Origin of the sequence: Pseudomonas migulae, assembly GCF_024169315.1 — a bacterium.
GTDB lineage: Bacteria > Pseudomonadota > Gammaproteobacteria > Pseudomonadales > Pseudomonadaceae > Aquipseudomonas > Aquipseudomonas migulae_B.
In genome coordinates this window covers 5,666,167-5,690,369 of sequence record NZ_JALJWR010000001.1, presented here as the reverse complement: position 1 = coordinate 5,690,369, position 24,203 = coordinate 5,666,167, and the positions used below count along the sequence as shown (strand labels likewise).

The window sequence follows — 24,203 nt, the reverse complement described above, 5'->3', positions numbered from 1 at the left end:
CGGTTCAAGTCGGCGGCGGAGCGGCCGCTAAAGAGATGCAGCATAGATGCATTGGCGGCCTGTTCTAGAGAGCTGCGTCAAACAATTGCAATGTTTTCGTCACTCTCCGAAAGACGGGCGGCATTATACATGCCATGCCCTACTCTAAAGAGGCCAATTTCCTCAGGTTGTGACCGCGTATGACAGGCGAAATGAACATCCTCCCGCTACCACCGACCACGCCCGCGACGTCGCGGCCGCAGGTGGTGAGCGGTGATCTGCTCAAGCTGCTCTCGCCGATGGAAGGCCTGATCGCTGCCGGACAGAGCGCCAAGGCTGAAGTGCTGTCGCTCAAGCAGGCGGACCAGACCTTTCAACTGTTGCTCAAGGTCACCCTCGAGAGTGGCCGTCAGACAACGGTTCAGGCCACCAGCAATCAGCCGTTGCCCCAGGGCACGAGCCTGGCGATTACCCAGCCATCGGCGAGCAACCTCGCCATCACCGTGCAACAGGCCATCGCCACCAGCGTCGCCACCCTCACCCGCCTCGACACGGCACAATTGCCGGTGGGCACCTTGCTGCAAGGCAAAGTGCTGACGTCCCAGGTGATGCCGCAAGTGCCGGGGCAGCCGATGGTGTTTCGCTCGCTGGTGAGCCTGCTCAACACGTCACTGAGCGGCAGCACCCTGAGCATCGACAGTCCGACGCCGCTGCGCATCGGCACTTTATTGAGCGCGCTGGTGCAAGACACCCAGACCCTGAAATTCGTCCCCCTGAGCAACCGCCAGGAACAATTGGCCGTCACCCAGCAACTGGTCAGCCAACAAAGTCGCCAGGGTTCGCTGGACGGATTGCTGAAACTGCTGCAAAACCTGCCCGCCTCGAATCAGACCTCCAGCGACCTGCGTGCCGTCGTGGACAAGCTGCTCGCCGGCCTGCCGGACGTTCAGCAACTGAGTTCGCCAAAAGGCCTGGCCCTGGCACTGGCCAATAGCGGCCTGTTTCTGGAGGCGAAACTGCTCACCGGGCAAAATCCGACACTGGCCCCAGACATGAAAGGCGATCTGCTCAAGCTGATCGCGCAACTGAGCCAGGGGCTGCCGGCCAATACCAACCTCAGCGCGATCATTGCTGCCAATACCCTGGCCCAGACGATGCCGAGCTTCGTGCGCAGCGCCCTGGGCATGCTCGGTCAGGTCAGCGCCAAACCGCAGCCGACCGGTTTCCCCCTGCCCGAGCGTTTCCTGCAAAGCCTGGACGGCGAAGATGATCTGGAGCACTTGCTGCGTTTGGCCGCAGCGGCGGTTTCACGCCTGCAAAGCCATCAACTGTCGAGCCTGGAGCAAACCGGCGTCACCAACGATGGCCGGCTGATGAGCACCTGGCAGCTGGAAATCCCGATGCGCAACATGCAGGACATCGTGCCGTTGCAGGTCAAGTTCCAGCGCGAGGAAGCTCCCGAAAAAGATCAACCCAAGGAGCGCCGTGACGAACGCGAGCCCAAGCAACAATTGTGGCGTGTCGATCTGGCGTTCGACATGGAGCCGTTGGGTCCGCTGCAGATTCAGGCGCAGTTGATCAACGGCAGCCTGTCCAGCCAGCTGTGGGCCGAGCGGCCCTACACCGCCAGCCTGATCGAGAGCAATCTGGCCGGGCTGCGTGAACGCTTGCTGGCGTCAGGCTTGAATGTCGGCGATCTCGATTGCCACCACGGCACCCCACCCCAAGGACCGCAAACCCGTCTCGAACAACGCTGGGTCGACGAAACCGCATGAGAAATTCCGATACGCCACGCCAGGCCATCGCCCTCAAATACGACGGCACCCACGCCCCGACTCTCACGGCCAAGGGCGACGAAGAGCTGGCGGAAGAAATCCTCAGGATTGCCCGCGATTATGAAGTGCCGATCTACGAGAACGCCGAGCTGGTGAAACTGCTGGCAAGGATGGAGCTGGGGGACAGTATTCCGGAAGAGTTGTATCGGACGATTGCCGAGATCATCGCGTTTGCGTGGAACCTGAAGGGCAAGTTTCCGCAGGGGCATGATCCGAGTGCGTTGATGGTCGAGAAGGACATCACCGACCGCGGGGACGATTACTGAGGTTTCAAAGACGCTTTCGCGAGCAAGCCCGCTCCCACATTTGATCTCGGTCGTACACAAAATCTGTGTCCACTGAAGATCAAATGTGGGAGCGGGCTTGCTCGCGAATGCAGTCTCAGGCGACCGCAAAAATCAGTTCTTGTGCAGCTTGCTCATCAACTCCGCCTCAGCCTGGGTCAACCCGCAGGACTGAGTCAGTTCATCGACGCTCGCGCCCATTCCGACCAGGCGTGCTGCCTGGGCAAACGACAGGCTCGACGGGTCGCGCTGTTCAAGCTGAGCCAGCTTGTCCGGCAACGGCCCGACGACGGCGCGCAGTTCGTGCAGGTCTTCACCCATGCGCACGCTGCCGCTCTGATAGTCGTCAACGCGCTTGGCCAGGTCCTTGATGCGCTGATCACGCAGCGCATCGCCCTGGGCCTGTTGTGCAGCGATCAGCCGCTGGCCCCGAATGTACGCCAGAAACATCGCCAGCGTGCCTGCCCAGAAGAGGAACAGGACAATGACCGCAACCTCGAGAATCAATCAGATACTCTCCAGTTCCGACCATTCTTCTTCGCTCATCATCTTGTCCAGCTCGACCAGGATCAGCAATTCGTTGTTCTTGTTGCACACGCCTTGAATGAACTTGGCGGACTCTTCGTTACCCACGTTCGGTGCGGTTTCGATTTCCGACTGACGCAGGTAAACCACTTCGGCCACGCTGTCGACCATGATCCCGACCACTTGCTTGTCGGCTTCGATGATGACGATCCGGGTGTTGTCGCTGATCTCGGCATTCATCAGGCCGAAGCGCTGACGGGTGTCGATCACGGTGACCACGTTACCGCGCAGGTTGATGATACCCAGCACGTAGCTCGGGGCACCCGGGACCGGGGCGATTTCGGTGTAACGCAGGACTTCCTGAACGCGCATCACGTTGATGCCGTAGGTTTCATTGTCCAGCTTGAAGGTTACCCATTGCAGGATCGGATCTTCGGAACCTTTTGCAGACGACGCCTTATCATTCATACCCTGACCCCTCGAAAAACCGCTCCTGGCGGTGTGTGTTCGGTGCGATGGCAAGTCACTCGCCCCGCGTGTTGTTATGTCGGTTTGTGGACCGGCTTGCTGCCGCTCATGTGCTTTGCCCCGCCGCTGGCGATCAACTCGGCCAGCGCGGAAACGTCGAGCAACGCACACATGTGTTCAATCACCGTGCCTGCCAGCCATGGCCGTTGACCACGGTGGCTGCGCCATTTGATTTCGTTCGGGTCCAGGCGCAACGAGCGGCTGACCTGATGCACCGCCAGCCCCCACTCGTAGCCCTGAACCGAAATAACGTATTGCAGGCCCTGACGGAAGTCATCGCGATAGCGGTCGGGCATGACCCAGCGGGCGGTATCGAGCACTTTCAGATTGCCGGCCTGGCTCGGCAGGATCCCGAGGAACCATTCCGGCTGACCGAACAGCGCCGTCAGCTCCTGACCGGCCAGGGAATAAATCGAGCCCAGGCACACCAGCGGCACCGCCAGGGTCAACCCGGCGACATCGAACAACAGGCATTCGAACGGCTCGGCGGCCCAGGCAGGACGACCGTCGGTTTCCACCGGTGGCGGCGTGTTGCTCGGTGGCAGATGAACTTCGACGATCGGCGGCACCAAGGCTTGCAGGAGCGGCGCGATGGTCGAGACGGGCGCCAGAACCGGCGCCGGCGCTTCGATCAGCGCCACCGGGGCTTTCACCACGGGCGCTGCGATCGGCGCGGCAACGGCTACCGGTTTCTCGACCGGTTTCTGCGCATCGCGGGCCTGCTCTTCAAGCACCGCGGCCTGGAATTCGTCCAGCGCCGCTTCAACCTCGACGACCTCGGGAATTGCTTCGATTTCCGGCGGCAACTCTTCGGTCGCCTCCATCAGCAAGCTGTCCAGATAGGACTGAAGCGCAAGTTGCGGACGGGACGTGATTTTCACCGGGCGATTCATCTCACGCCACCTGCGCAACGGATTGCTGCGTCAGCATGTGCTTGAGCAGTGCGCGATAAGCCAATACGCCGCGGCTCTTGCCGTCGAATTGCGAAGGCGTGACGCCGGCACGGCTGGCGTCGCGCAACCGCGTATCGACAGGGATGTAGCCCTGCCAGATTTCTTCGGGATATTTGTCGCGCAAGACCCGCAAGGTCCCGAGGGAGGCTTGGGTCCGGCGATCGAACAGGGTCGGCACGATGCTGAATGCCAGCGGCTGTTTGCGTGAACGGTTGATCATCGCCAAGGTGTTGACCATGCGCTCCAGGCCTTTGACCGCCAGGTGCTCGGTCTGCACCGGTATCACCAATTGCTGACTGGCCGCCAAGGCATTGACCATCAACACACCGAGCAACGGCGGGCTGTCGATCACCGCGTAATCGAAGTCCTGCCACAATTGCGCCAGGCTCTTGGCAATCACCAGGCCCAGACCACTCTGCCCCGGCGACTGACGCTCAAGGGTCGCCAGCGCGGTGCTCGACGGCAGCAGGGAAATACTCGCGTGACTGGTGGGCAACAGCAACTGACCGGGCAAGCCTTGCGGCACGCTGCCCTTGTGCAGGAACAGGTCGTAGCTGCTGTGTTCCAGGCTGTCGGGGTCGTAACCGAAGTAGCTGGTCATCGAGCCGTGGGGGTCGAGATCGACCACGACCACGCGCTTGCCCGCCTCGGCCAGTAATCCGGCTAAAGCGATGGAGGAAGTGGTTTTACCAACACCACCCTTTTGATTGGCAACGGCCCAGACTCTCATTCGGATTGTTCCTCCCGGTCGAGTCGACCGGGAAATAGCTCAACGTATTAATGCGGGTGACGGAGAATTGACGGCGCTCTCTCGTCCCGGCGACTTGACCGGTGCAGGTGCAGTTTGTGTGCCAGCACGCTTCAACGCGGCATCCGGTTGCGCATTGGCGGTTCCGGTGCCGGTGAGGCTGCGACGTACATCGAGATTTCGTGACACGACCAGCACCACGCGACGGTTGCGCGCCCTGCCCTCTGCCGTGGCGTTGTTGGCCACCGGCTGGAATTCGCCGTAACCCACCGACGCCAGTCGACCGGGGTTCACACCCTGCATCGCCAGCATGCGCACGATGCTCGCCGAACGTGCCGAGGACAATTCCCAGTTGGTGGGATACTGCGCGGTGCGGATCGGTTGATCGTCGGTGAAGCCTTCGACGTGAATCGGGTTGTCGAACGGCTTCAGGATCACGGCGACTTTATCGATGATGTTGAACGCCATGTCGCTGGGCATGGCATCGCCGCTGCCGAACAACAGGCTGGAATTGAGTTCGATCTCGACCCACAGCTCGTTGCCGCGCACGGTCATCTGGTTGGAGCTGATCAAGTCGCCGAACGCGGCGCTGATGTCGTCGGCAATGCTTTTCAGCGGATCACTGGCCCCGGCAATCCCGGCATCGACCTGCTCGCTGTCCTTGACCAGCGGCTTGGCCGGGGTCACGGTTTTCGGACGCTCTTCACCGATGGGGATCGGCTTGAGCGCACGATCCGAATCGGTGAACACGCCGATCAACGCTTCCGAGATGATCTTGTACTTGCCTTCATTGATCGAAGAAATCGAGTACATCACCACGAAAAAGGCGAACAGCAACGTAATGAAGTCGGCGTAGGAAACGAGCCAGCGTTCATGGTTTACATGTTCTTCAGGTTGTCGACGACGAGCCATGATCCATTACCCCCATCAATCCATGAAGCCCTGAAGCTTCAACTCGATAGAGCGAGGGTTTTCACCTTCGGCGATCGACAGAATGCCTTCCAGCAACATTTCGCGATAACGCGACTGACGCAACGCGACGGACTTGAGTTTGGCGGCAATCGGCAGCAGCACCAGGTTGGCACTGGCCACGCCGTAGATGGTCGCGACGAACGCCACGGCAATGCCGCTGCCCAGTTGCGACGGATCGGCCAGGTTGCCCATGACGTGGATCAGGCCCATCACCGCACCGATGATGCCGATGGTCGGCGCATAGCCGCCCATGCTCTCGAACACTTTGGCGGCTTCGATGTCACGGCTTTCCTGCGTGTAGAAATCCACTTCCAGAATGCTGCGAATGGCCTCTGGCTCGGCACCGTCCACCAGCAGTTGCAGGCCTTTGCGCGAGTAAGCGTCGGGCTCGGCGTCAGCCACGCCTTCCAGACCGAGCAGACCTTCCTTGCGGGCGGTCAGGCTCCAGTTCACCACGCGGTCGACACCGCCGGCCAGGTCCACGCGAGGCGGGAACAGGATCCAGCCAAGAATCTGCATGGCGCGCTTGAAGGCGCTCATCGGCGATTGCAACAGTGCCGCACCGATGGTGCCGCCGAGCACGATCAACGCTGCCGGGCCGTTGGCCAGCGCGCCGAGGTGACCGCCTTCAAGGTAGTTGCCACCAATGATGGCGACGAACGCCATGATGATCCCGATAAGGCTGAGTACATCCATCAGATACACGCCTCGACCAGGTGCTTGCCAATGTCGTCGAGGCCGTACACCGCATCGGCGAGTTCAGCTTTGACGATCGCCATCGGCATGCCGTAGATCACGCAGCTGGCTTCATCCTGAGCCCAGATCGAGCTGCCGCCCTGCTTGAGCAGACGCGCACCTTCACGACCGTCGGCGCCCATGCCGGTCAGCACGACCGCCAGAACTTTGTCACCGTAGGACTTGGCCGCCGAACCGAAGGTGATGTCCACGCACGGCTTGTAGTTCAGACGCTCGTCGCCGGGCAGGATTTTCACCGCGCCACGGCCGTCGATCATCATTTGCTTGCCACCCGGTGCCAGCAACGCCAGGCCCGGACGCAGGATGTCGCCATCCTCGGCTTCCTTGACGCTGATGCGGCAGAGCTTGTCCAGACGTTCGGCGAATGCCTTGGTGAAGGCCGCCGGCATGTGCTGGATCAGCACGATCGGAGCCGGGAAGTTGGCCGGCAATTGCGTCAATACGCGCTGCAGGGCAACCGGGCCGCCGGTGGACGTGCCGATGGCAACCAGCTTGTAGGCTTTGCGTTTCGGCGCGGGCGACGACGGTGCGTGCGCAGAGGCACGAGCCGGGATCGGTGCCGGACGTGCCGGTGCGCTGCTGCCATAACTGCCGACGCTGGAAGGCGCAGGTGTCGGGGCTGGCGTGGCGACTGGTGCCGGGGCCGGAGCGCTGTAGGTACTGACACGCCGGTTACTGCGCGAAATGCTGAGAATCTTCTCGCACAGCAGTTGCTTGACCTTCTCGGGATTGCGCGAGATGTCTTCGAAGTTCTTCGGCAGAAAATCCACCGCGCCGGCATCCAGCGCGTCCAGGGTGACCCGGGCGCCTTCGTGCGTCAGCGAGGAGAACATCAACACCGGTGTCGGGCAGCGCTGCATGATGTGCCGCACGGCCGTGATGCCATCCATCATCGGCATCTCGTAGTCCATGGTGATCACGTCTGGCTTGAGGGCCAGCGCCTGATCGATCGCCTCTTTTCCGTTGGTCGCCGTACCGACGACCTGGATATTCGAATCTGCTGAAAGAATTTCCGAGACGCGGCGGCGGAAAAACCCCGAATCGTCCACCACCAGGACCTTGACTACCATAAACACTCCGTTAGGCGGGGGCGAGGCTCAGTCGCCCCGCTCCCCCAGAATCAAATACGCCGTGCGGCGTAACGCTTGAGCATGCTCGGAACATCGAGAATCAGCGCAATGCGGCCGTCACCGGTGATGGTGGCGCCGGACATGCCCGGGGTTCCCTGGAGCATTTTGCCCAATGGCTTGATGACCACTTCTTCCTGGCCGACCAGTTGATCGACGACGAAGCCGATCCGCTGAGTGCCCACCGAAAGGATCACCACATGGCCTTCACGCTGCTCTTCGTGAGCGGCGGAGCTGACCAGCCAGCGCTTGAGATAGAACAGTGGCAGCGCCTTGTCCCGCACGATCACCACTTCCTGGCCGTCCACCACGTTGGTGCGCGACAGGTCGAGGTGGAAGATCTCGTTGACGTTCACCAGCGGGAACGCAAACGCCTGGTTGCCGAGCATGACCATCAGCGTCGGCATGATCGCCAGGGTCAACGGGACCTTGATGACGATCTTCGAGCCCTTGCCCTTGGTCGAGTAGATGTTGATGGTGCCGTTGAGCTGGGCGATCTTGGTTTTCACCACGTCCATGCCCACGCCACGACCCGACACGTCGGAGATCTCGGTTTTGGTCGAGAAACCCGGTGCGAAGATCAGGTTGAAGCAGTCGGACTCGCTGAGACGGTCCGCCGCATCCTTGTCCATCAAACCTTTCTTCACCGCGATGCCGCGCAACACGTCGGCATCCATGCCCTTGCCGTCATCGGAGATGGACAGCAGGATGTGGTCGCCTTCCTGCTCAGCGGACAGGATCACTTTGCCGCTACGCGGTTTGCCCATCGCTTCACGATCGGCCGGCTCTTCAATGCCGTGGTCGACCGAGTTGCGCACCAAGTGGACCAGCGGGTCGGCCAGGGCCTCGACGAGGTTCTTGTCGAGGTCGGTTTCTTCGCCGACCAGCTCCAGGTTGATCTCTTTCTTGAGCTGGCGAGCCAGGTCGCGAACCAGACGCGGGAAGCGCCCGAAGACTTTCTTGATCGGCTGCATCCGGGTCTTCATGACCGCGGTTTGCAAGTCAGCGGTGACCACGTCGAGGTTCGACACGGCCTTGGACATGGCCTCATCGGCGCTGTTGGCACCCAGACGAACCAGACGGTTACGCACCAGTACCAGCTCGCCCACCATGTTCATGATTTCGTCGAGACGCGCGGTATCGACCCGCACGGTGGTCTCGGCTTCGCTGGCCGGTTTTTCCGCCGGTGGCGCAGCCGGTGCACGGGCAGGCGCCGGTGCAGCGGCGGCAGCAGGCTTCGGCGCTTCAGCTTTTGGCTCGGGCGCCTTGGCGACCGGTGCCGGGGCTTTGGCGACGGGCGCCGCTACCGCAGCAGCGGCAGAACCGGTGCCGACTTCGGTGAACTTGCCTTTGCCGTGCAATTCGTCGAGCAGCGATTCGAACTCGTGATCCGAGATCAGATCGCCGCCGGCCGCTTTAGCGGTAGGCGCAGCCGGGGCTGGTACGGCGGCAATCGCCGACTCCAGCGCGTCGACGGCAAAGTTGCCCTTGCCGTGCAACTGATCGAGCAGAGCTTCGAACTCGTCGTCGGTAATGTCGGAACTGTCGCCCGCCGCTTTTGGAGCAGCCGGTGCCGCGGGGGCAGCAGGTGCGGCTACCGCGTCGACCGCGAACTGGCCTTTGCCGTGCAATTGATCGAGCAACGACTCGAATTCTGCATCGGTGATTTCGTCGCCGGCCGCGGCATCGCCAGCGGGCAGCGGAGCAACGGCCGGCGCCTCGGCCTGGGCCTTGACGGCGTTCAGCGAGTCCAGCAGTTGTTCGAATTCGTTATCGGTGATGTCGCCTGATTCGGCTTCGGCAGCCGGTGCTTCCACCACTTCAGCCACAGGCGCGGCTTCATCGGCGGTTTGCGGCTCGGCCAGACGGGCCAGGGCCGCGAGCAATTCAGGCGTGGCAGGCGTGATCGGGCTGCGCTCGCGGACTTCGGTAAACATACTGTTCACCGCATCCAGCGCTTCGAGAACCACGTCCATCAATTCCGAGTCGACGCGACGTTCACCCTTGCGCAGGATGTCGAACACGTTCTCGGCGATGTGACAGCACTCCACCAACTCGTTGAGCTGGAGGAAGCCGGCGCCCCCTTTTACAGTGTGAAAACCGCGAAAAATTGCATTGAGCAAATCCGCATCATCCGGTCGGCTTTCAAGCTCGACCAGCTGTTCGGACAGTTGCTCTAGAATCTCGCCGGCCTCAACCAGGAAATCCTGAAGGATCTCTTCATCGGCGCCGAAGCTCATTAAGGGGGTGCTCCTAACAGGTCTAAAAACCTAAAAAACCTAAAATTCCAAAACTCTAAAATCCCAGGCTGGATAGCAAATCGTCCACATCGTCCTGACCGGACACAACGTCTTCTCTTTTATCGGCATGAATCTGCGGACCTTCACCCTGAGAGAGATGTTTTTGCGGATCTTTTTCAGCAAGCATCGCTTCACGGTCATGTTCGATGCCCGCAAAGCGGTCCACCTGACTGGCCATAAGCACGAGCTTGAGCAGGTTGCTTTCAACTTCGGTGACCAATTGGGTCACACGCTTGATCACTTGACCTGTGAGGTCCTGATAATCCTGAGCGAGCAGAATGTCGTTGAGGTTGCTCGACACCGCGCGGTTGTCCGTGCTGCTGCGTGCCAGGAAACCGTCGACACGCCGTGCCAGCTCGCGAAACTCTTCAGCCCCGACTTCGCGACGCATGAACCGCCCCCAGTCCGTGCTCAGCGCTTGGGCTTCATCGCTCAGGCTGTTGACCAGCGGCGTGGAGTTCTCGACCAGATCCATGGTGCGGTTGGCGGCAGCCTCGGTCAGTTTCACAACATAACCCAGGCGCTCGGTGGCATCCGTGATCTGCGACACTTCCTCGGCTTGCGGCATGTGCGGGTCAATCTGGAAATTGACGATCGCGCTGTGCAGCTCGCGGGTGAGCTTGCCCACTTCCTGATACAGGCCGCGGTCACGGGTCTGATTGAGCTCATGGATCAGTTGCACAGCGTCGCCGAACCTGCCTTTTTCAAGGCTTTCGACCAGTTCGACCGCGTGTTTTTTCAGGGTCGATTCAAAATCGCCCTGTGAAGATTCGTTGTGGTCCATAGCTCCCCCGTGGCGCAGTTTCTCAACCGATGCGTTCGAAAATCTTCTCGATTTTTTCTTTTAACGCCTGGGCCGTGAAGGGTTTGACCACATAGCCGTTAACACCGGCCTGGGCCGCTTCGATGATCTGCTCGCGCTTGGCTTCAGCGGTCACCATCAGCACCGGCAGGTGCTTGAGCTTTTCATCGGCGCGCACGTGGCGCAGCAGATCGATGCCGGTCATGCCAGGCATGTTCCAGTCCGTTACCAGAAAGTCGATGCTCCCGCTGTTGAGAACCGGAATGGCAGTAGTGCCATCGTCGGCCTCGACCGTGTTGGTGAACCCAAGGTCACGCAACAGGTTTTTTATGATCCGCCGCATCGTTGAGAAGTCATCAACGATGAGGATTTTCATGTTCTTGTCCAATTCGACCTCCAAGCAGTCTTAAACGCGCCCAGCACCTGGACGCGCCATTTCAATCAATCCGGCAAAGCACTCAATGACTGTCTGGAGCACAACAGATCGAGACCGGCGCAGTTCAACACCACACCAGCCACGTTCGCAGTGTCCCCACACTGCCTTCAGCGCGCTCGCCACTCCCCCAAACGCCCCCGCAAACGGGCCGCGCACTGGCTGTGTAACTGGCTGACCCGAGATTCGCTGACCCCCAGGACCTCACCGATTTCCTTGAGATTCAACTCTTCGTCGTAGTACAGCGCCAACACCAGTCGCTCACGCTCCGGCAAATTGGCAATCGCGTCCGCCAGCGCCGCCTGGAAGCGTTCATCTTCCAGATCGCGTGACGGCTCGAGATGAGCACTCGCGCCATCCTCGTGCAGCCCTTCGTGTTCGCCGTCCTGCAACAGATCGTCGAAACTGAATAACCGGCTGCCCAGGGTGTCGTTCAAAATCCCGTAGTAATCGTCGAGACTCAATTGGAGTTCGGCCGCAACTTCGTGATCTTTAGCGTCACGGCCGGTTTTAGCTTCAATCGAGCGAATTGCGTCGCTGACCATGCGGGTATTGCGGTGGACCGAACGTGGCGCCCAGTCCCCCTTGCGGACTTCATCGAGCATCGCGCCGCGGATTCGAATGCCCGCATACGTCTCGAAACTCGCGCCTTTGCTGGCGTCGTATTTGGTCGATACTTCAAGCAGGCCGATCATGCCGGCCTGGATCAGGTCTTCGACCTGGACACTGGCCGGCAGTCGCGCCAGCAAGTGGTAGGCAATGCGTTTGACCAGTGGCGCGTAACGCTCGATCAGCTCGTACTGCGCGTCACGTGCCGACTTCTTGTAAAGGTTGTAGCCGCTGGCTGTCATAGCACGGGTCCTGCGGTTTGTTGCACGAGGCGCTCGACGAAGAACTCCAGATGCCCACGCGGGTTGGCGGGCAACGGCCAGGTATCGACCTTTTGTGCGATGGCCTTGAAGGCCAGCGAGCACTTGGAACGCGGGAACGCTTCATAAACCGCGCGTTGCTTCTGGACAGCCTTGCGCACGCTTTCGTCGTACGGCACCGCACCGACGTATTGTAAGGCGACGTCGAGGAAGCGATCCGTGACCTTGGTCAACTTGGCGAACAGGTTGCGACCTTCCTGCGGGCTCTGGGCCATGTTGGCCAGGACGCGGAAACGGTTCATGCCGTAGTCGCGGTTCAGCAGCTTGATCAGTGCGTAGGCGTCGGTGATCGAGGTCGGCTCGTCGCAGACCACCAGCAAGACTTCCTGCGCGGCGCGAACGAAACTGACTACCGAGTCACCAATACCTGCAGCGGTGTCGATCACCAGGACGTCGAGGTTGTCGCCGATATCGCTGAATGCCTGGATCAGGCCGGCGTGTTGCGCCGGGCTCAGATGGACCATGCTCTGAGTACCGGACGCCGCCGGGACGATGCGGATGCCGCCGGGCCCCTGCAACAACACGTCGCGCAGCTCACAGCGGCCTTCGATCACGTCGGCCAGGGTGCGTTTGGGTGTCAGTCCCAGCAGGACGTCGACGTTCGCCAGCCCCAGATCGGCGTCCAGCAGCATGACGCGCCGGCCGAGCTCAGCTAGAGCCAGGGACAAGTTCACTGACACGTTAGTCTTCCCGACGCCACCTTTGCCGCCGGTCACCGCGATCACCTGTACGGGATGCATGCTGCCCATGTTATTTCTTTACCTTGTCTTGCATAGACGGAGGCCACATTACTGGCTGCGCGTTCACAAACGGAACAATGCATGGCAGACCATCGATGTAGGTACAAAAACTGTTCATTAATACCTCAGCCAACCTGCTTGGTCGGGCTGTGGTAAATATCAGCGAACATGTCAGCCATGGCTTCTTCGCTGGGTTCTTCCTGCATTTGCACACTCACGGCGCGGCTGACCAGCTGATGACGACGCGGCAGATGCAAATCATCCGGAATCCGCGGTCCATCGGTCAGGTAAGCCACCGGCAACTCGTGACTGATTGCCAGGCTCAACACCTCGCCCAGACTTGCCGTTTCATCCAGTTTAGTCAGGATGCAGCCAGCGAGCCCGCAACGCTTGTAACTGTGATAAGCGGCCGTTAGAACCTGTTTCTGGCTGGTGGTTGCCAGAACCAGATAATTTTTTGACTTGATGCCACGCCCGGCCAGGCTTTCGAGCTGCATGCGCAGTGCCGGATCGCTGGCCTGAAGGCCCGCGGTATCGATCAGCACCACACGCTTGCGCAGCAATGGATCCAGCGCCTGCACCAGCGACTGGCCCGGGTCGACGTGCGTTACCGACACGTTGAGGATCCGGCCCAGGGTTTTGAGTTGTTCCTGAGCGCCGATGCGGTAGCTGTCCATGCTCACCAGCGCGATGTTCTGTGCGCCGTACTTGAGCACGTAACGGGCCGCGAGCTTGGCCAGTGTGGTGGTCTTGCCCATGCCGGCAGGACCGACCATGGCAATCACGCCGCCCTCTTCCAGTGGCTCGATTTCCGGTGTGGCGATCATCCGCGCCAGGTGCGCCAGCAACATGCGCCAGGCCTGACGAGGTTCGTCAATCTCAGTGATCAGTTCCAGCAGATCGCGGGACAACGGACCGGACAAACCGATGCGCTGCAGGCGACGCCACAGGTTCGCCTGGGCCGGACGGCTGCCTTGCAGCTGATTCCAGGCCAGGGAGCCGAGTTGTACTTCCATCAGTTCGCGCAAGCTGTTGAGCTCGAAACGCATCGAGTCGAAAGCCCGCGGGTCGACACCGCCGGAAGCTGGCGCAGGAGCCGGCGCTGCACGACGGGGTTCGGTGTAAGTCGGTTCGATCAGCGGTTCGGCGGCGGTGAGTGGCAGGCCGGCGAACAACTGACGATTGGTGGACTTGTCGCTCTCGCCCTCGCTGCGCAGGCTCAGTTCGGCCTGGGCGGTCACGATCCGCGACTGGGTCTTGCGCAGCTCGTCCTCGAGTTCCATGTTCGGAACACGCGGGGCCAGCGCCGACAGTTTGTAATCGAGGGCAGCCGTCAGCTCGACACCACCGGCGATCCGGCGGTTGCCAATGATGGCGGCATCAGCGCCCAGCTCATCACGAACCAGTTTCATGGCCTGACGCATATCGGCGGCGAAAAAACGCTTAACTTGCATAAACCACTACCTCAGCCGTTGGGCCCTACTGTCGCAACGATGGTCACTTGCTTGTTGTCAGGAATTTCCTGGTAAGCCAACACATGCAAACCCGGGACTGCCAGTCGGCCAAATCGCGAGAGCATCGCGCGAACCGGACCGGCCACCAGCAGAATCACCGGTTGACCTTGCATCTCCTGACGCTGCGCCGCCTCGATCAACGAGCGTTGCAGTTTTTCAGCCATGCTTGGCTCCAGCAGAACGCCCTCTTCCGAGCCTTGTCCTGCCTTCTGAAGACTATTGAGCAATATTTGTTCCAACCTTGGCTCTAGCGTGATAACTGGTAGCTCCGACTCAGTCCCTACAATGCTTTGGACGATTGCGCGGGATACGCCAACGCGCACCGCGGCCACCAGCGCGGCAGTATCTTGACTCTTGCTGGCATTGTTCGCGATCGCCTCGGCGATGCTGCGAATGTCCCGTACGGGCACCTGTTCGGCCAGCAACGCCTGGAGCACCTTGAGCAGCTGCGACAACGACACCACGCCCGGCACCAGTTCTTCGGCCAGTTTCGGCGAGCTTTTGGCCAGCAATTGCATGAGCTGCTGCACTTCTTCGTGACCAATCAGCTCACTGGAGTGCTTGTACAAAATCTGGTTCAAATGGGTTGCCACTACTGTACTGGCATCGACCACGGTGTAACCGAGGGATTGCGCCTGTGCACGCTGACTGATTTCAATCCACACCGCCTCCAGCCCGAAAGCCGGATCTTTGGCGGTAATGCCATTCAGCGAACCGTAGACCTGACCCGGGTTAATCGCCAGTTCCCGATCCGGATAAATCTCCGCTTCGGCGAGGATCACCCCCATCAGGGTCAGTCGATAGGCACTTGGCGCCAGGTCGAGGTTGTCACGGATATGCACAGTCGGCATCAGGAAACCCAGGTCCTGGGACAGCTTCTTGCGCACGCCCTTGATACGCGCCAGCAACTGACCACCCTGGTTGCGATCCACCAGCGGAATCAGCCGGTAGCCGACTTCCAGGCCAATCATGTCGATCGGCGTCACATCGTCCCAGCCCAGCTCTTTGGTTTCCTGAGCGCGCGCCGGCGATGGCAGCAGCTCCTGCTGACGCTTGACCTCTTGCAAGGCCTGAACCTTGACGACGTTCTGCTTCTTCCAGAACAGGTAGGCGCCGCCGGCCGCGAGGGCCGCCATGCTCAGGAAGGAGAAGTGTGGCATGCCGGGCACCAGGCCCATGACCGCCATCAAACCCGCCGCCACGGCCAGCGCCTTGGGCGAGGCGAACATCTGGCGATTGATCTGTTTGCCCATGTCTTCCGAACCGGAAGCACGGGTCACCATGATCGCTGCAGCTGTCGATAAAAGCAGTGATGGCAATTGCGCCACCAAACCGTCACCGATGGTCAACAAGGCGTACACCCGACCGGCATCGCCGAAGGTCATGCCGTGCTGGAAGATACCGACCGCCATGCCGCCGATCAGGTTGATGAACAGAATCAGCAAACCGGCGATGGCGTCACCGCGTACGAATTTGCTGGCACCGTCCATGGAACCGTAGAACTCGGCCTCCTGGGCCACTTCCATCCGGCGCATTTTGGCCTGGTTCTGATCGATCAGGCCGGCGTTCAAATCGGCGTCGATCGCCATTTGCTTGCCGGGCATCGCATCGAGGGTGAAGCGTGCGCTCACCTCGGAAATCCGTCCGGCACCCTTGGTCACCACGACGAAGTTGATGATCATCAAAATCGCGAAGACCACGATACCGACCACGTAGTTACCGCCGATCACCACCTCACCGAAGGCCTGGATCACCTTACCGGCAGCGGCGTGGCCGTCCTGACCGTGGAGCATCACCACCCGCGTGGAGGCCACGTTCAACGCCAGTCGCAGCAACGTCGCCACCAGCAGGATGGTCGGGAACACTGCGAAATCCAGCGGCCGCAAGGCGTAGACGCAGACCAGCAACACGACAATCGACAACGCAATGTTGAACGTGAAAAACACGTCCAGCAGGAACGGCGGCACCGGCAGCATCATCATGGCGAGCATGACCAGCAGCAACAGCGGCACGCCCAGATTGCCCCGACTCAGGTCGGCGACGTTTGTGCGGGCACTGTTGATAAACTGAGAGCGATCCACCGGTTTTCCCCGTTCCTTTAAAGCAAACTTTTGACGCCCGAAGCAGGCGCAGAGCGGCTATTGCAAGAAACCTTCCAACTTTTGCCGAGGTTTGTAACAGAGGGGTTTATCGAGGGGGATTTGTGTTGCTCGAACAGACGCCTTCGCGGGCAAGCCTCGCTCCTACAGGTTTTGTGTCATGCGCGATTCGTGAGCGGCGCAACCGATAGGAGCGAGGCTTGCCCGCGAAGGCGTCGGCACAGCTAGCGCAATACTCAGGAATCGCGCCGCAGATCCGGCGGAATCGGCAAATCATCCTTGAGCGGCTCAGGACGCTTGCCCTTGCCGGCGCGGTACTGGCGGATCTGGTAGACGTAGGCCAACACCTGGGCGACGGCCAGGTACAGCCCGCCCGGAATTTCCTGCTCCAGTTCGGTGGAGTAATAGATCGAACGCGCCAGGGCCGGCGACTCCAGCAGCAACACTTCATTGGCCACGGCAATTTCACGGATTTTCAAGGCCAGGAAGTCGCTGCCCTTGGCGACCAACATCGGCGCACCGCCTTTTTCCGCATCGTACTTGAGGGCCACGGCATAGTGGGTCGGGTTGGTAATGACCACGTCGGCCTCGGGAATCGCCGCCATCATCCGCCGCTGGGACATCTCGCGCTGCAACTGGCGAATCCGCTGCTTGACCTCCGGTTTCCCCTCCTGATCCTTGTGCTCGTCGCGCACTTCCTGCTTGGTCATCAGCAGTTTCTTGTGGCTCTGGTAAAGCTGCACCGGGACATCCACCGCCGCAATCAGGATCAGCCCGCACGCCATCCACAATGTGCTCCACCCCACCAGCTGAACGCTGTGGATGATCGCCTGTTCCAGCGGTTCATGGGCAATGCGCAACAAGTCATCGATGTCCGCGCGCAGAACGGACAATGCAACAAACAAAATCAGCAGGAATTTAGCCAGCGCCTTGAGCAGTTCGATCAAAGCCGTACTGGAGAACATCCGCTTGAGCCCCGCCGCCGGGTTCATCCGGCTGAATTTGGGCGCCAGGCTCTTGCCGGCAAACAACCAGCCGCCCAGGGAAATCGGCCCCAGAAACGCCGCCAGCAGCAGCAACAGCAATATCGGCTGGATCGCCAGAAGGGCAATCTTTCCCGAATGCATCAGGTACTGCCCCATCTGCCCCGGATCAAGCAACACATCCCGCGGCAGGGTGAAGTTCATGCGCATGATTTCCAGCAGATCTATAGCCAGACCGCCGCCATAGATCAACAACCCCCCGGCACCGGCCATCATGGTTGCCAGGGTATTGAGCTCTTTGGAGCGGGCGATCTCGCCCTTGTCCCTGGAGTCCTTTTTGCGTTTCTCCGTGGGGTCTTCTGTCTTGTCCTGACCGCTCTCGCTCTCGGCCATGGCTAGCGCGCCTGTGCCATGTCACGTAACAGCTGCAGGGCCTCGATGGCCAAGGGCTGATACTGATTGAGAATGTCGCCGAGACCGACCCAGAAAATCACCAGGCCCAGCACCAGGGTCAGGGGGAAACCGATGGAGAAAATGTTCAACTGCGGCGCCGCCCGCGTCATCACGCCGAAAGCAATGTTCACCACCAACAACGCCGTGATCGCCGGCATGACCAGCAGCATCGCCGCGCCCAGCACCCAACCCAGCTTGTTGGCCAGTTCCCAGAAATGATTGATCAGCATCGCGCTGCCGACGGGCATCGTGGTGAAACTCTCCGTCAGCACTTCGAACACCACCAGATGCCCATTCATGCCGAGAAACAGCAGGGTCACGAGCATCGTCAGGAACTGCCCGATGACTGCCGCCGACACGCCGTTGGTAGGGTCGACCATCGAGGCGAACCCCATACCCATCTGAATCGAAATGATCTGCCCGGCGACGACGAACGCCTGGAAAAACAGCTGGAGCGAGAGTCCCATCAAGGCGCCGATAATGATCTGTTCGGCGATCAACAGCAGTGCGCTCAGGTCCAGCGCATTAACCTGGGGCATCGGTGGCAGGCCTGGCACGACAACCACGGTGATTGCCAGCGCGAAATACAATCGCACACGGGTCGGCACCAGGGTCGTGCCAAAGATCGGCATGGTCATCAGGACGGCGCCGATGCGAAACAGCGGCAATATGAACGAAGCGACCCAGGTACTGATCTGGGTGTCGGTCAGCTGCAGCAGAGACATGGCTTAGCCAATGACCCGAGGAATATTGCCGTACAACTGCAGGATGTATTCCATGAAGGTCTGCACCAGCCACGGGCCAGCAACGATCAGCGTCACCAGCATCACCAGCAGGCGCGGCAGGAAGCTCAGGGTCTGTTCGTTGATCTGGGTGGCGGCCTGGAACATCGCCACCAACAGCCCCACCAGCAAACTCGGAATCACCAGCACGGCAACGATCATGGTGGTCAGCCAGAGCGCTTCGCGAAAGATGTCTACCGCGACTTCCGGCGTCATGGCGAGACACCGCCGAAGCTGCTGGCCAACGTGCCGATGATCAGCGCCCAACCATCCACCAGCACGAACAGCATGATTTTGAACGGCAGGGAAATGATCAGTGGCGAGAGCATCATCATACCCATGGCCATCAACACACTGGCTACGACCAGGTCGATGATCAGGAACGGAATGAAGATCATGAAACCGATCTGGAACGCGGTTTTCAATTCAGAGGTGACGAAGGCCGGCACCAGGATGGTCAGTGGCGCCTGGTCCGGCGTCGCGATGTCGGTGCGCTTGGACAATCGCATGAACAGCTCCAGATCGCTGCTGCGTGTCTGGGCCAGCATGAAGTCCTTGATCGGCACCTGGGCCTTGGCCACGGCATCCTGGGCGGTGAGTTTTTCGGCCAGATAAGGCTGCAAGGCATCCTGGTTAACCCGGTCGAACACCGGCGCCATGATGAACAGCGTCAGGAACAGCGCCATGCCGGTGAGGATCTGGTTCGACGGCGTCTGCTGCAGGCCCAGGGCCTGGCGCAGGATCGAGAAGACGATGATGATCCGGGTGAAACTGGTCATCAGCATGACAAACGCCGGGATGAAACTCAGCGCGGTCATGATCAGCAGGATTTGCAGGCTGACCGAGTATTCCTGGGCGCCCTGGGCATTGGTGCCCAGCGTGATCGCCGGGATCGACAACGGGTCGGCGGCGAAGGCCAGCGGCGCGGCCAGCATCAGGGCCAGCGTCAAGATGATGCGTAGCGCACCCATTACTTCTTATCCTTCTGATCCTTGCCCATCAGCTCCATCAGGCGCTGGGCAAACTCCGGGGTCGCTTTCTCGGTGACCGGCACCTGCACCGGTTCCTTGAGCACATGCAAGGCGGTGATGGTGCCGGGGCTCAACCCGAGCAGAATCTGCTCGTTGCCCACTTGCACCAGCATCAAACGGTCACGCGGGCCAAGCGCGCGGGAGCCGATCAGTTCGATCACCTGCCCTTTGCCGGCCGGCCCGGCCTGCTGGACCCGGCGCAACAGCCAGGCGAGGAAGAAGATCAACCCCAGCACCAGCAGCAAACCGAGCACCAGCTGCGTCAACTGCCCTGCCACGCCGCTGCCGACAGCAGGTGCCGCGGCAGCAGTCGCCACCGGCTCGGCCGCCAGAACACTGAACGGCAAGGCCAGCAATAACCCCAGAACCTTTTTCACTCAGCGCAGCTTCTTGATACGTTCGCTTGGGCTGATCACGTCAGTCAGGCGGATGCCGAACTTTTCGTTGACCACCACCACTTCACCGTGAGCGATGAGCGTGCCGTTGACCAGCACGTCCAGCGGCTCACCGGCCAGACGATCGAGCTCGATCACCGAACCCTGGTTGAGTTGCAGCAGGTTGCGGATGTTGATGTCGGTGCTGCCGACTTCCATGGAAATCGACACCGGGATGTCGAGGATCACGTCCAGGTTCGGACCGTCCAGAGTGACCGGGTCGTTGTTTTTCGGCACGCTGCCGAACTCTTCCATCGGCAGACGGTTGGACGGCGAACTGGCGGCGTCGGCGGCCAGCAAGGCATCAATGTCGTCCTGCCCGGCGTCGCCGGTTTCTTCCAGGGCCGCAGCCCATTCATCGGCCAGCGCCTGGTCGTCCTGGGTATTCATGTCGTTAGCCATCATGTGTCCTCGGCGGGCAAACCTTCAACGGGCTGCCGTCAGTTAATAGCGAATGGAGAGCAGCGCCGCTTAGCGGCGCTCGATCGGCTCGATCACTTGCAACGCGAGGTTGCCTTTGTGCGAGCCCATCTTGACCTTGAACGCAGGCACGCCATTGGCGCGCATGATCATTTCTTCCGGCATCTCGACCGGGATAATGTCCCCCGGCTGCATGTGCAGAATGTCGCGCAGACGCAACTGGCGACGGGCAACCGTGGCACCGATCGGTACATCAACGTCCAGCACGTCCTGGCGCAGGGCATTGACCCAGCGCTCGTCCTGATCGTCGAGGTCCGACTGGAAGCCGGCGTCGAGCATTTCGCGCACCGGCTCGATCATCGAGTACGGCATGGTCACGTGCAGGTCACCGCCACCGCCATCGAGTTCGATGTGGAAGGTCGACACCACAATGGCTTCGCTCGGGCCGACGATGTTGGCCATGGCCGGGTTCACTTCCGAGTTGATGTACTCGAAGTTCACTTCCATGATCGCCTGCCAGGCTTCCTTCAAATCGACGAACGCCTGCTCCAGCACCATGCGCACCACACGCAGTTCGGTGGGGGTGAATTCACGCCCTTCGATCTTCGCGTGACGGCCATCGCCGCCGAAGAAGTTGTCCACCAGCTTGAACACCAGCTTGGCGTCGAGGATGAACAGCGCGGTGCCGCGTAGCGGTTTGATCTTGACCAGGTTGAGGCTGGTCGGCACGTACAGCGAGTGCACGTATTCGCCGAACTTCATCACCTGCACGCCACCGACGGCGACGTCCGCCGAGCGGCGCAGCATGTTGAACATGCTGATGCGGGTGTAGCGGGCGAAACGCTCGTTGATCATTTCCAGGGTCGGCATGCGTCCGCGGACGATGCGATCCTGGCTGGTCAGGTCGTAGCTTTTGACGCTGCCGGGCTCGGCAGCGGTATCGGTCTGTACCAGACCGTCATCGACGCCATGCAACAGCGCATCGATTTCATCCTGGGACAGCAGGTCCTGCACGGCCATGTCGTGTTCCTACTGCAGTACGAAATTAGTGAAAAGCAACTGTTCGATGACCACTTTGCCGAGCTCTTTCTGCGCCACTTCCTGCACGCTGGCAGTCGCCTTCTGACGCAGCATTTCCTGACCGACCGGCGACGCCAGGGTCGCGAAATCCTGCCCGGAGAACAGCATGACCAGGTTATTGCGGATCACCGGCATGTGAACCTTGAGCGCTTCCAGATCAGCCTGGTTGCGACCCTGCATGGTGATACTCACCTGCATGTAGCGCTGACGGCCGTTCTGGTTGTAGTTGGCCACGAAGGCCGGAGCCATGGGCTCGAAAATCGCTGGCTGCTTGCCGACCGGAGCGGTTTCAGCCGCGGCGGCAGGCTTGCTCTGGGCGCTGTGCATGAAGAACCAGGTCGCTCCCACGGACAAGCCGATCGCCAGCAGCAGGGCCACCACGATCACAATGATCAGCTTGATTTTGCCTTTGGTTGCGGGGTCTTTTACTGCTGCTTCGCTCTTCGCCATGCCAATAATCCGTCACTATTCGGGTTTTCACAGTCGCACGGCAAGGCAAGAGCAAGTGTTATGCCAGAAGTGTCGGAGGGAGAATGGATGGGACCAAGCGAAATTTTGAAAACACCGCAAACCTAATGTGGGAGCGGGCTTGCTCGCGAACGCGGTGTGACAGCCAGCATCAATGCTGAATGTTCAACCGTATTCGCGAGCAAGCCCGCTCCCACAAGGGTTTTGCGCTGGATCAGGCGTAGTAGTCGACCGCGCTGGAGCCGATGACGCTGGTCGCACTGGCCGCCACTTCGGCAACCGTCGGCGCGAGCTCTTCATCCATGCCGTCGAGACGACCGCCACTGGCATTGGTGCGTCCGCCCTGACTTTGTTGAGCCTGGTCCTGACCTTGCTGAGAGCCACGAGACTGGTCAGAGACGTTGACGTCAACCTGCCCCATGCCCTGCTGCGCGAACATGTCACGCAAGCGATGCATCTGGCCATCCAGCGCTTCGCGAACGCTCGGGTGCGCACTCATGAAGGTCACCTGGGTCTGCTGGTCCGGCACCATGTTCACCCGAATATCGAGACGCCCCAGTTCGGCAGGCTGCAACTGGATATCGGCCGCCTTGAGGTTGACGCTGGACAGGTACATGACCCGGTTCACCACTTCTTCGGTCCAGCCGCTCTGATGCATGGCTATCGGCTGATTCACCGGCAAGGCATTGGCGGTTTTCGGCGTGGCAGCCTGGGTCAACGCGGCCAGACGATTGGCGAAATCATCGACGCGGGTATCGCTGGTGGCCGACTTCAAATCCTTGAGGCCATCCTCGATCAACCCACTGAACGCCTTCTCGCCACCCTGACTGGTACTGTCCTGGTCGGCCTGCACGTCGAGCATGCCCGCCATACCCGCGGCAAAGTTCTGCGCCGAGGTAGGTTCGCCATCGGCCTGGATCTGGGCCGGCGTCGGCGCGGCTTTCGGCTGGGCCTGGCTGGCAGGCGAAATATGACCGCCCTGCTCCATGGCCATGCGCACAGCCGGAAGAGCATCGAGAGGATCAGCCTCGGGATCGAAATCGCTGTCTGAAGATGCAACAACAGGAGTCGGCGCTGTCGTCACTGTCGGAGCGACAGGCGTTGCCACCGGAGGTTGCTCAGTGGCGACCACAGGCGGCGCCTCCGCAACAGGTGCCGTCACGACGGGTTGCAGCTCTGGCAGCAAGGATGGATCAAGGGCCGGATCGGTCGGAACGGTGTCGGCCACTGGCGTTTCAGCGACATCTTCGCTGGCGGCCTTGTCGTCGCTCGGCGCCGGTTTGTCGGCGGGCAAGGATTTGCCGCTATCGGCAACCGTCGGTTCCGGGGCGGCAGGCTTGTCGTTGCCGACGTCCTTTTTCGCGGGGCTGTCCGGGGATTTATCACGCACTGGTTTCGCCGATCCATCGGTGGCCGCAGACGGCTTGTTCTGGGACTGAGTGGCGTAAACCTGAGCGAAGCTGGACGCCTTGTCCCCGGGCTCAGCGGACAGCGCCGGTGTATTGGCGGAGGCGGCTTGAGTCTTGGCCTGCGCGGCGGCCTGAAGAAGAATATTGGGGGTAACGGGCATGAACGGTCTCCGCTGCACTGGGATCGTAGGTACAGTTGCGGTGATACCTGCAAGGGTTGCGCCAGTTTTTCTCAAAGGGCGCTAAAAGCGCCGGACGGTCGCGCTGTCAGCGAGAGAACGCTGGCGCTCTGCTTCATAGAGGGGACGGATAATGGCGAATTCGCCGTCGATTTCCCCGACCAGTTTCTCGATGCCTTCCAGAGATTTCTGCTTGCTGCGCTGCTCAAGATCGTGGCACAGCTCTGCCAGGCGCATGGCGCCCATGTTGCTGCAACTGCCCTTGAAACTGTGCGCCGTGGCACCGAGCGTCTCGGCATCGCCAGCCTTGTGCAACAGATTCAAGCGCTCTGCGGAATCGGCGAGAAAAGTATCCAGCAACATCGGATACTCCTCCTCCATGACCTCTTGCAACGCGCTCAGCACGTCGCGGTCCAGATGTGTGTCAGCCACTTGCTCAC

At 60.6% G+C, this 24,203-nt stretch carries 26 protein-coding genes; 2 read left to right on the top strand and 24 right to left on the bottom strand.

What is annotated here, in order from left to right:
* The first annotated feature begins 179 nt into the window (after window positions 1-179).
* Window positions 180-1,754, top strand: a complete 1,575-nt coding sequence (locus J2Y86_RS26095; RefSeq protein WP_253438301.1) for a flagellar hook-length control protein FliK — start codon at window positions 180-182, stop codon at window positions 1,752-1,754.
* On the top strand, window positions 1,751-2,080 hold the full coding sequence (locus J2Y86_RS26090) for an EscU/YscU/HrcU family type III secretion system export apparatus switch protein (protein ID WP_253438299.1): 330 nt from the start codon (window positions 1,751-1,753) through the stop codon (window positions 2,078-2,080). Before J2Y86_RS26095 ends, J2Y86_RS26090 begins: the two co-directional genes overlap by 4 nt.
* A gap of 132 nt (window positions 2,081-2,212) precedes the next feature.
* On the opposite strand, the gene J2Y86_RS26085 is transcribed toward J2Y86_RS26090, so the two are convergent.
* The 24 genes from J2Y86_RS26085 to J2Y86_RS25970 form a co-directional block, all read right to left on the bottom strand.
* Entirely contained in the window at window positions 2,213-2,605 is a 393-nt protein-coding gene (locus J2Y86_RS26085; protein WP_253438297.1) for a DUF2802 domain-containing protein, read from the bottom strand.
* Complete coding sequence (locus J2Y86_RS26080) at window positions 2,606-3,091, bottom strand: chemotaxis protein CheW (RefSeq protein ID WP_008024622.1); 486 nt, start codon at window positions 3,089-3,091, stop codon at window positions 2,606-2,608. It lies immediately after the preceding gene.
* 74 nt (window positions 3,092-3,165) lie between these two features.
* Complete coding sequence (locus tag J2Y86_RS26075) at window positions 3,166-4,044, bottom strand: CheW domain-containing protein (protein ID WP_253438295.1); 879 nt, start codon at window positions 4,042-4,044, stop codon at window positions 3,166-3,168.
* Window position 4,045: 1 nt separating this feature from the next.
* Window positions 4,046-4,834, bottom strand: coding sequence for a ParA family protein (locus tag J2Y86_RS26070; RefSeq protein ID WP_017337200.1), 789 nt, complete (start codon window positions 4,832-4,834; stop codon window positions 4,046-4,048).
* A 39-nt stretch (window positions 4,835-4,873) separates the two neighbouring features.
* On the bottom strand, window positions 4,874-5,764 hold the full coding sequence (gene motD / locus J2Y86_RS26065) for a flagellar motor protein MotD (protein ID WP_253438293.1): 891 nt from the start codon (window positions 5,762-5,764) through the stop codon (window positions 4,874-4,876).
* 15 nt (window positions 5,765-5,779) lie between these two features.
* The gene (locus J2Y86_RS26060; RefSeq protein ID WP_253438291.1) at window positions 5,780-6,520 is read right to left on the bottom strand and encodes a flagellar motor protein; all 741 of its coding nucleotides are present in this window, start codon (window positions 6,518-6,520) and stop codon (window positions 5,780-5,782) included.
* On the bottom strand, window positions 6,520-7,650 hold the full coding sequence (locus J2Y86_RS26055) for a protein-glutamate methylesterase/protein-glutamine glutaminase (RefSeq protein ID WP_253438289.1): 1,131 nt from the start codon (window positions 7,648-7,650) through the stop codon (window positions 6,520-6,522). Before J2Y86_RS26055 ends, J2Y86_RS26060 begins: the two co-directional genes overlap by 1 nt.
* A 50-nt stretch (window positions 7,651-7,700) precedes the next feature.
* A complete protein-coding gene (locus tag J2Y86_RS26050; protein ID WP_253438287.1) occupies window positions 7,701-9,947 on the bottom strand; it encodes a chemotaxis protein CheA in 2,247 nt (748 codons plus the stop codon).
* Between the two features lie 55 nt (window positions 9,948-10,002).
* Complete coding sequence (locus J2Y86_RS26045; RefSeq protein WP_253438285.1) at window positions 10,003-10,791, bottom strand: protein phosphatase CheZ; 789 nt, start codon at window positions 10,789-10,791, stop codon at window positions 10,003-10,005.
* Between the two features lie 22 nt (window positions 10,792-10,813).
* Window positions 10,814-11,185 carry a chemotaxis response regulator CheY gene (locus J2Y86_RS26040; protein ID WP_003183998.1) on the bottom strand — a complete coding sequence of 124 codons (372 nt, stop codon included), beginning with the start codon at window positions 11,183-11,185 and terminating at the stop codon, window positions 10,814-10,816.
* Between the two features lie 167 nt (window positions 11,186-11,352).
* Window positions 11,353-12,093, bottom strand: coding sequence for an RNA polymerase sigma factor FliA (fliA, locus tag J2Y86_RS26035; RefSeq protein WP_007894214.1), 741 nt, complete (start codon window positions 12,091-12,093; stop codon window positions 11,353-11,355).
* Complete coding sequence (gene fleN, locus J2Y86_RS26030; RefSeq protein ID WP_008001746.1) at window positions 12,090-12,920, bottom strand: flagellar synthesis regulator FleN; 831 nt, start codon at window positions 12,918-12,920, stop codon at window positions 12,090-12,092. The genes fliA and fleN overlap by 4 nt, the downstream gene beginning before the upstream one ends.
* A 116-nt stretch (window positions 12,921-13,036) precedes the next feature.
* Window positions 13,037-14,365 carry a flagellar biosynthesis protein FlhF gene (gene flhF / locus J2Y86_RS26025; RefSeq protein WP_253438283.1) on the bottom strand — a complete coding sequence of 443 codons (1,329 nt, stop codon included), beginning with the start codon at window positions 14,363-14,365 and terminating at the stop codon, window positions 13,037-13,039.
* 11 nt (window positions 14,366-14,376) lie between these two features.
* The gene (gene flhA, locus J2Y86_RS26020; protein ID WP_253438280.1) at window positions 14,377-16,506 is read right to left on the bottom strand and encodes a flagellar biosynthesis protein FlhA; all 2,130 of its coding nucleotides are present in this window, start codon (window positions 16,504-16,506) and stop codon (window positions 14,377-14,379) included.
* Between the two features lie 254 nt (window positions 16,507-16,760).
* The gene (gene flhB / locus J2Y86_RS26015; RefSeq protein WP_253438277.1) at window positions 16,761-17,900 is read right to left on the bottom strand and encodes a flagellar biosynthesis protein FlhB; all 1,140 of its coding nucleotides are present in this window, start codon (window positions 17,898-17,900) and stop codon (window positions 16,761-16,763) included.
* Window positions 17,901-17,902: 2 nt separating this feature from the next.
* A complete protein-coding gene (gene fliR, locus J2Y86_RS26010; protein ID WP_253438274.1) occupies window positions 17,903-18,685 on the bottom strand; it encodes a flagellar biosynthetic protein FliR in 783 nt (260 codons plus the stop codon).
* A 3-nt stretch (window positions 18,686-18,688) separates the two neighbouring features.
* Window positions 18,689-18,958, bottom strand: a complete 270-nt coding sequence (gene fliQ / locus J2Y86_RS26005; RefSeq protein ID WP_253438269.1) for a flagellar biosynthesis protein FliQ — start codon at window positions 18,956-18,958, stop codon at window positions 18,689-18,691.
* A complete protein-coding gene (gene fliP / locus J2Y86_RS26000; RefSeq protein ID WP_008039813.1) occupies window positions 18,955-19,713 on the bottom strand; it encodes a flagellar type III secretion system pore protein FliP in 759 nt (252 codons plus the stop codon). The genes fliQ and fliP overlap by 4 nt, the downstream gene beginning before the upstream one ends.
* The gene (gene fliO / locus J2Y86_RS25995; protein WP_253438266.1) at window positions 19,713-20,150 is read right to left on the bottom strand and encodes a flagellar biosynthetic protein FliO; all 438 of its coding nucleotides are present in this window, start codon (window positions 20,148-20,150) and stop codon (window positions 19,713-19,715) included. The genes fliP and fliO overlap by 1 nt, the downstream gene beginning before the upstream one ends.
* Window positions 20,151-20,609, bottom strand: a complete 459-nt coding sequence (gene fliN / locus J2Y86_RS25990) for a flagellar motor switch protein FliN (protein WP_008151080.1) — start codon at window positions 20,607-20,609, stop codon at window positions 20,151-20,153.
* A 69-nt stretch (window positions 20,610-20,678) separates the two neighbouring features.
* Window positions 20,679-21,647: a flagellar motor switch protein FliM gene (gene fliM, locus J2Y86_RS25985; RefSeq protein ID WP_008024584.1), complete on the bottom strand. Its 969-nt coding sequence runs from the start codon at window positions 21,645-21,647 to the stop codon at window positions 20,679-20,681.
* A gap of 9 nt (window positions 21,648-21,656) precedes the next feature.
* The gene (fliL, locus tag J2Y86_RS25980; RefSeq protein WP_253438263.1) at window positions 21,657-22,157 is read right to left on the bottom strand and encodes a flagellar basal body-associated protein FliL; all 501 of its coding nucleotides are present in this window, start codon (window positions 22,155-22,157) and stop codon (window positions 21,657-21,659) included.
* Window positions 22,158-22,389: 232 nt separating this feature from the next.
* The gene (locus J2Y86_RS25975; protein WP_253438260.1) at window positions 22,390-23,745 is read right to left on the bottom strand and encodes a flagellar hook-length control protein FliK; all 1,356 of its coding nucleotides are present in this window, start codon (window positions 23,743-23,745) and stop codon (window positions 22,390-22,392) included.
* Between the two features lie 81 nt (window positions 23,746-23,826).
* Window positions 23,827-24,195: an Hpt domain-containing protein gene (locus tag J2Y86_RS25970; RefSeq protein WP_253438258.1), complete on the bottom strand. Its 369-nt coding sequence runs from the start codon at window positions 24,193-24,195 to the stop codon at window positions 23,827-23,829.
* Window positions 24,196-24,203 lie beyond the last annotated feature (8 nt).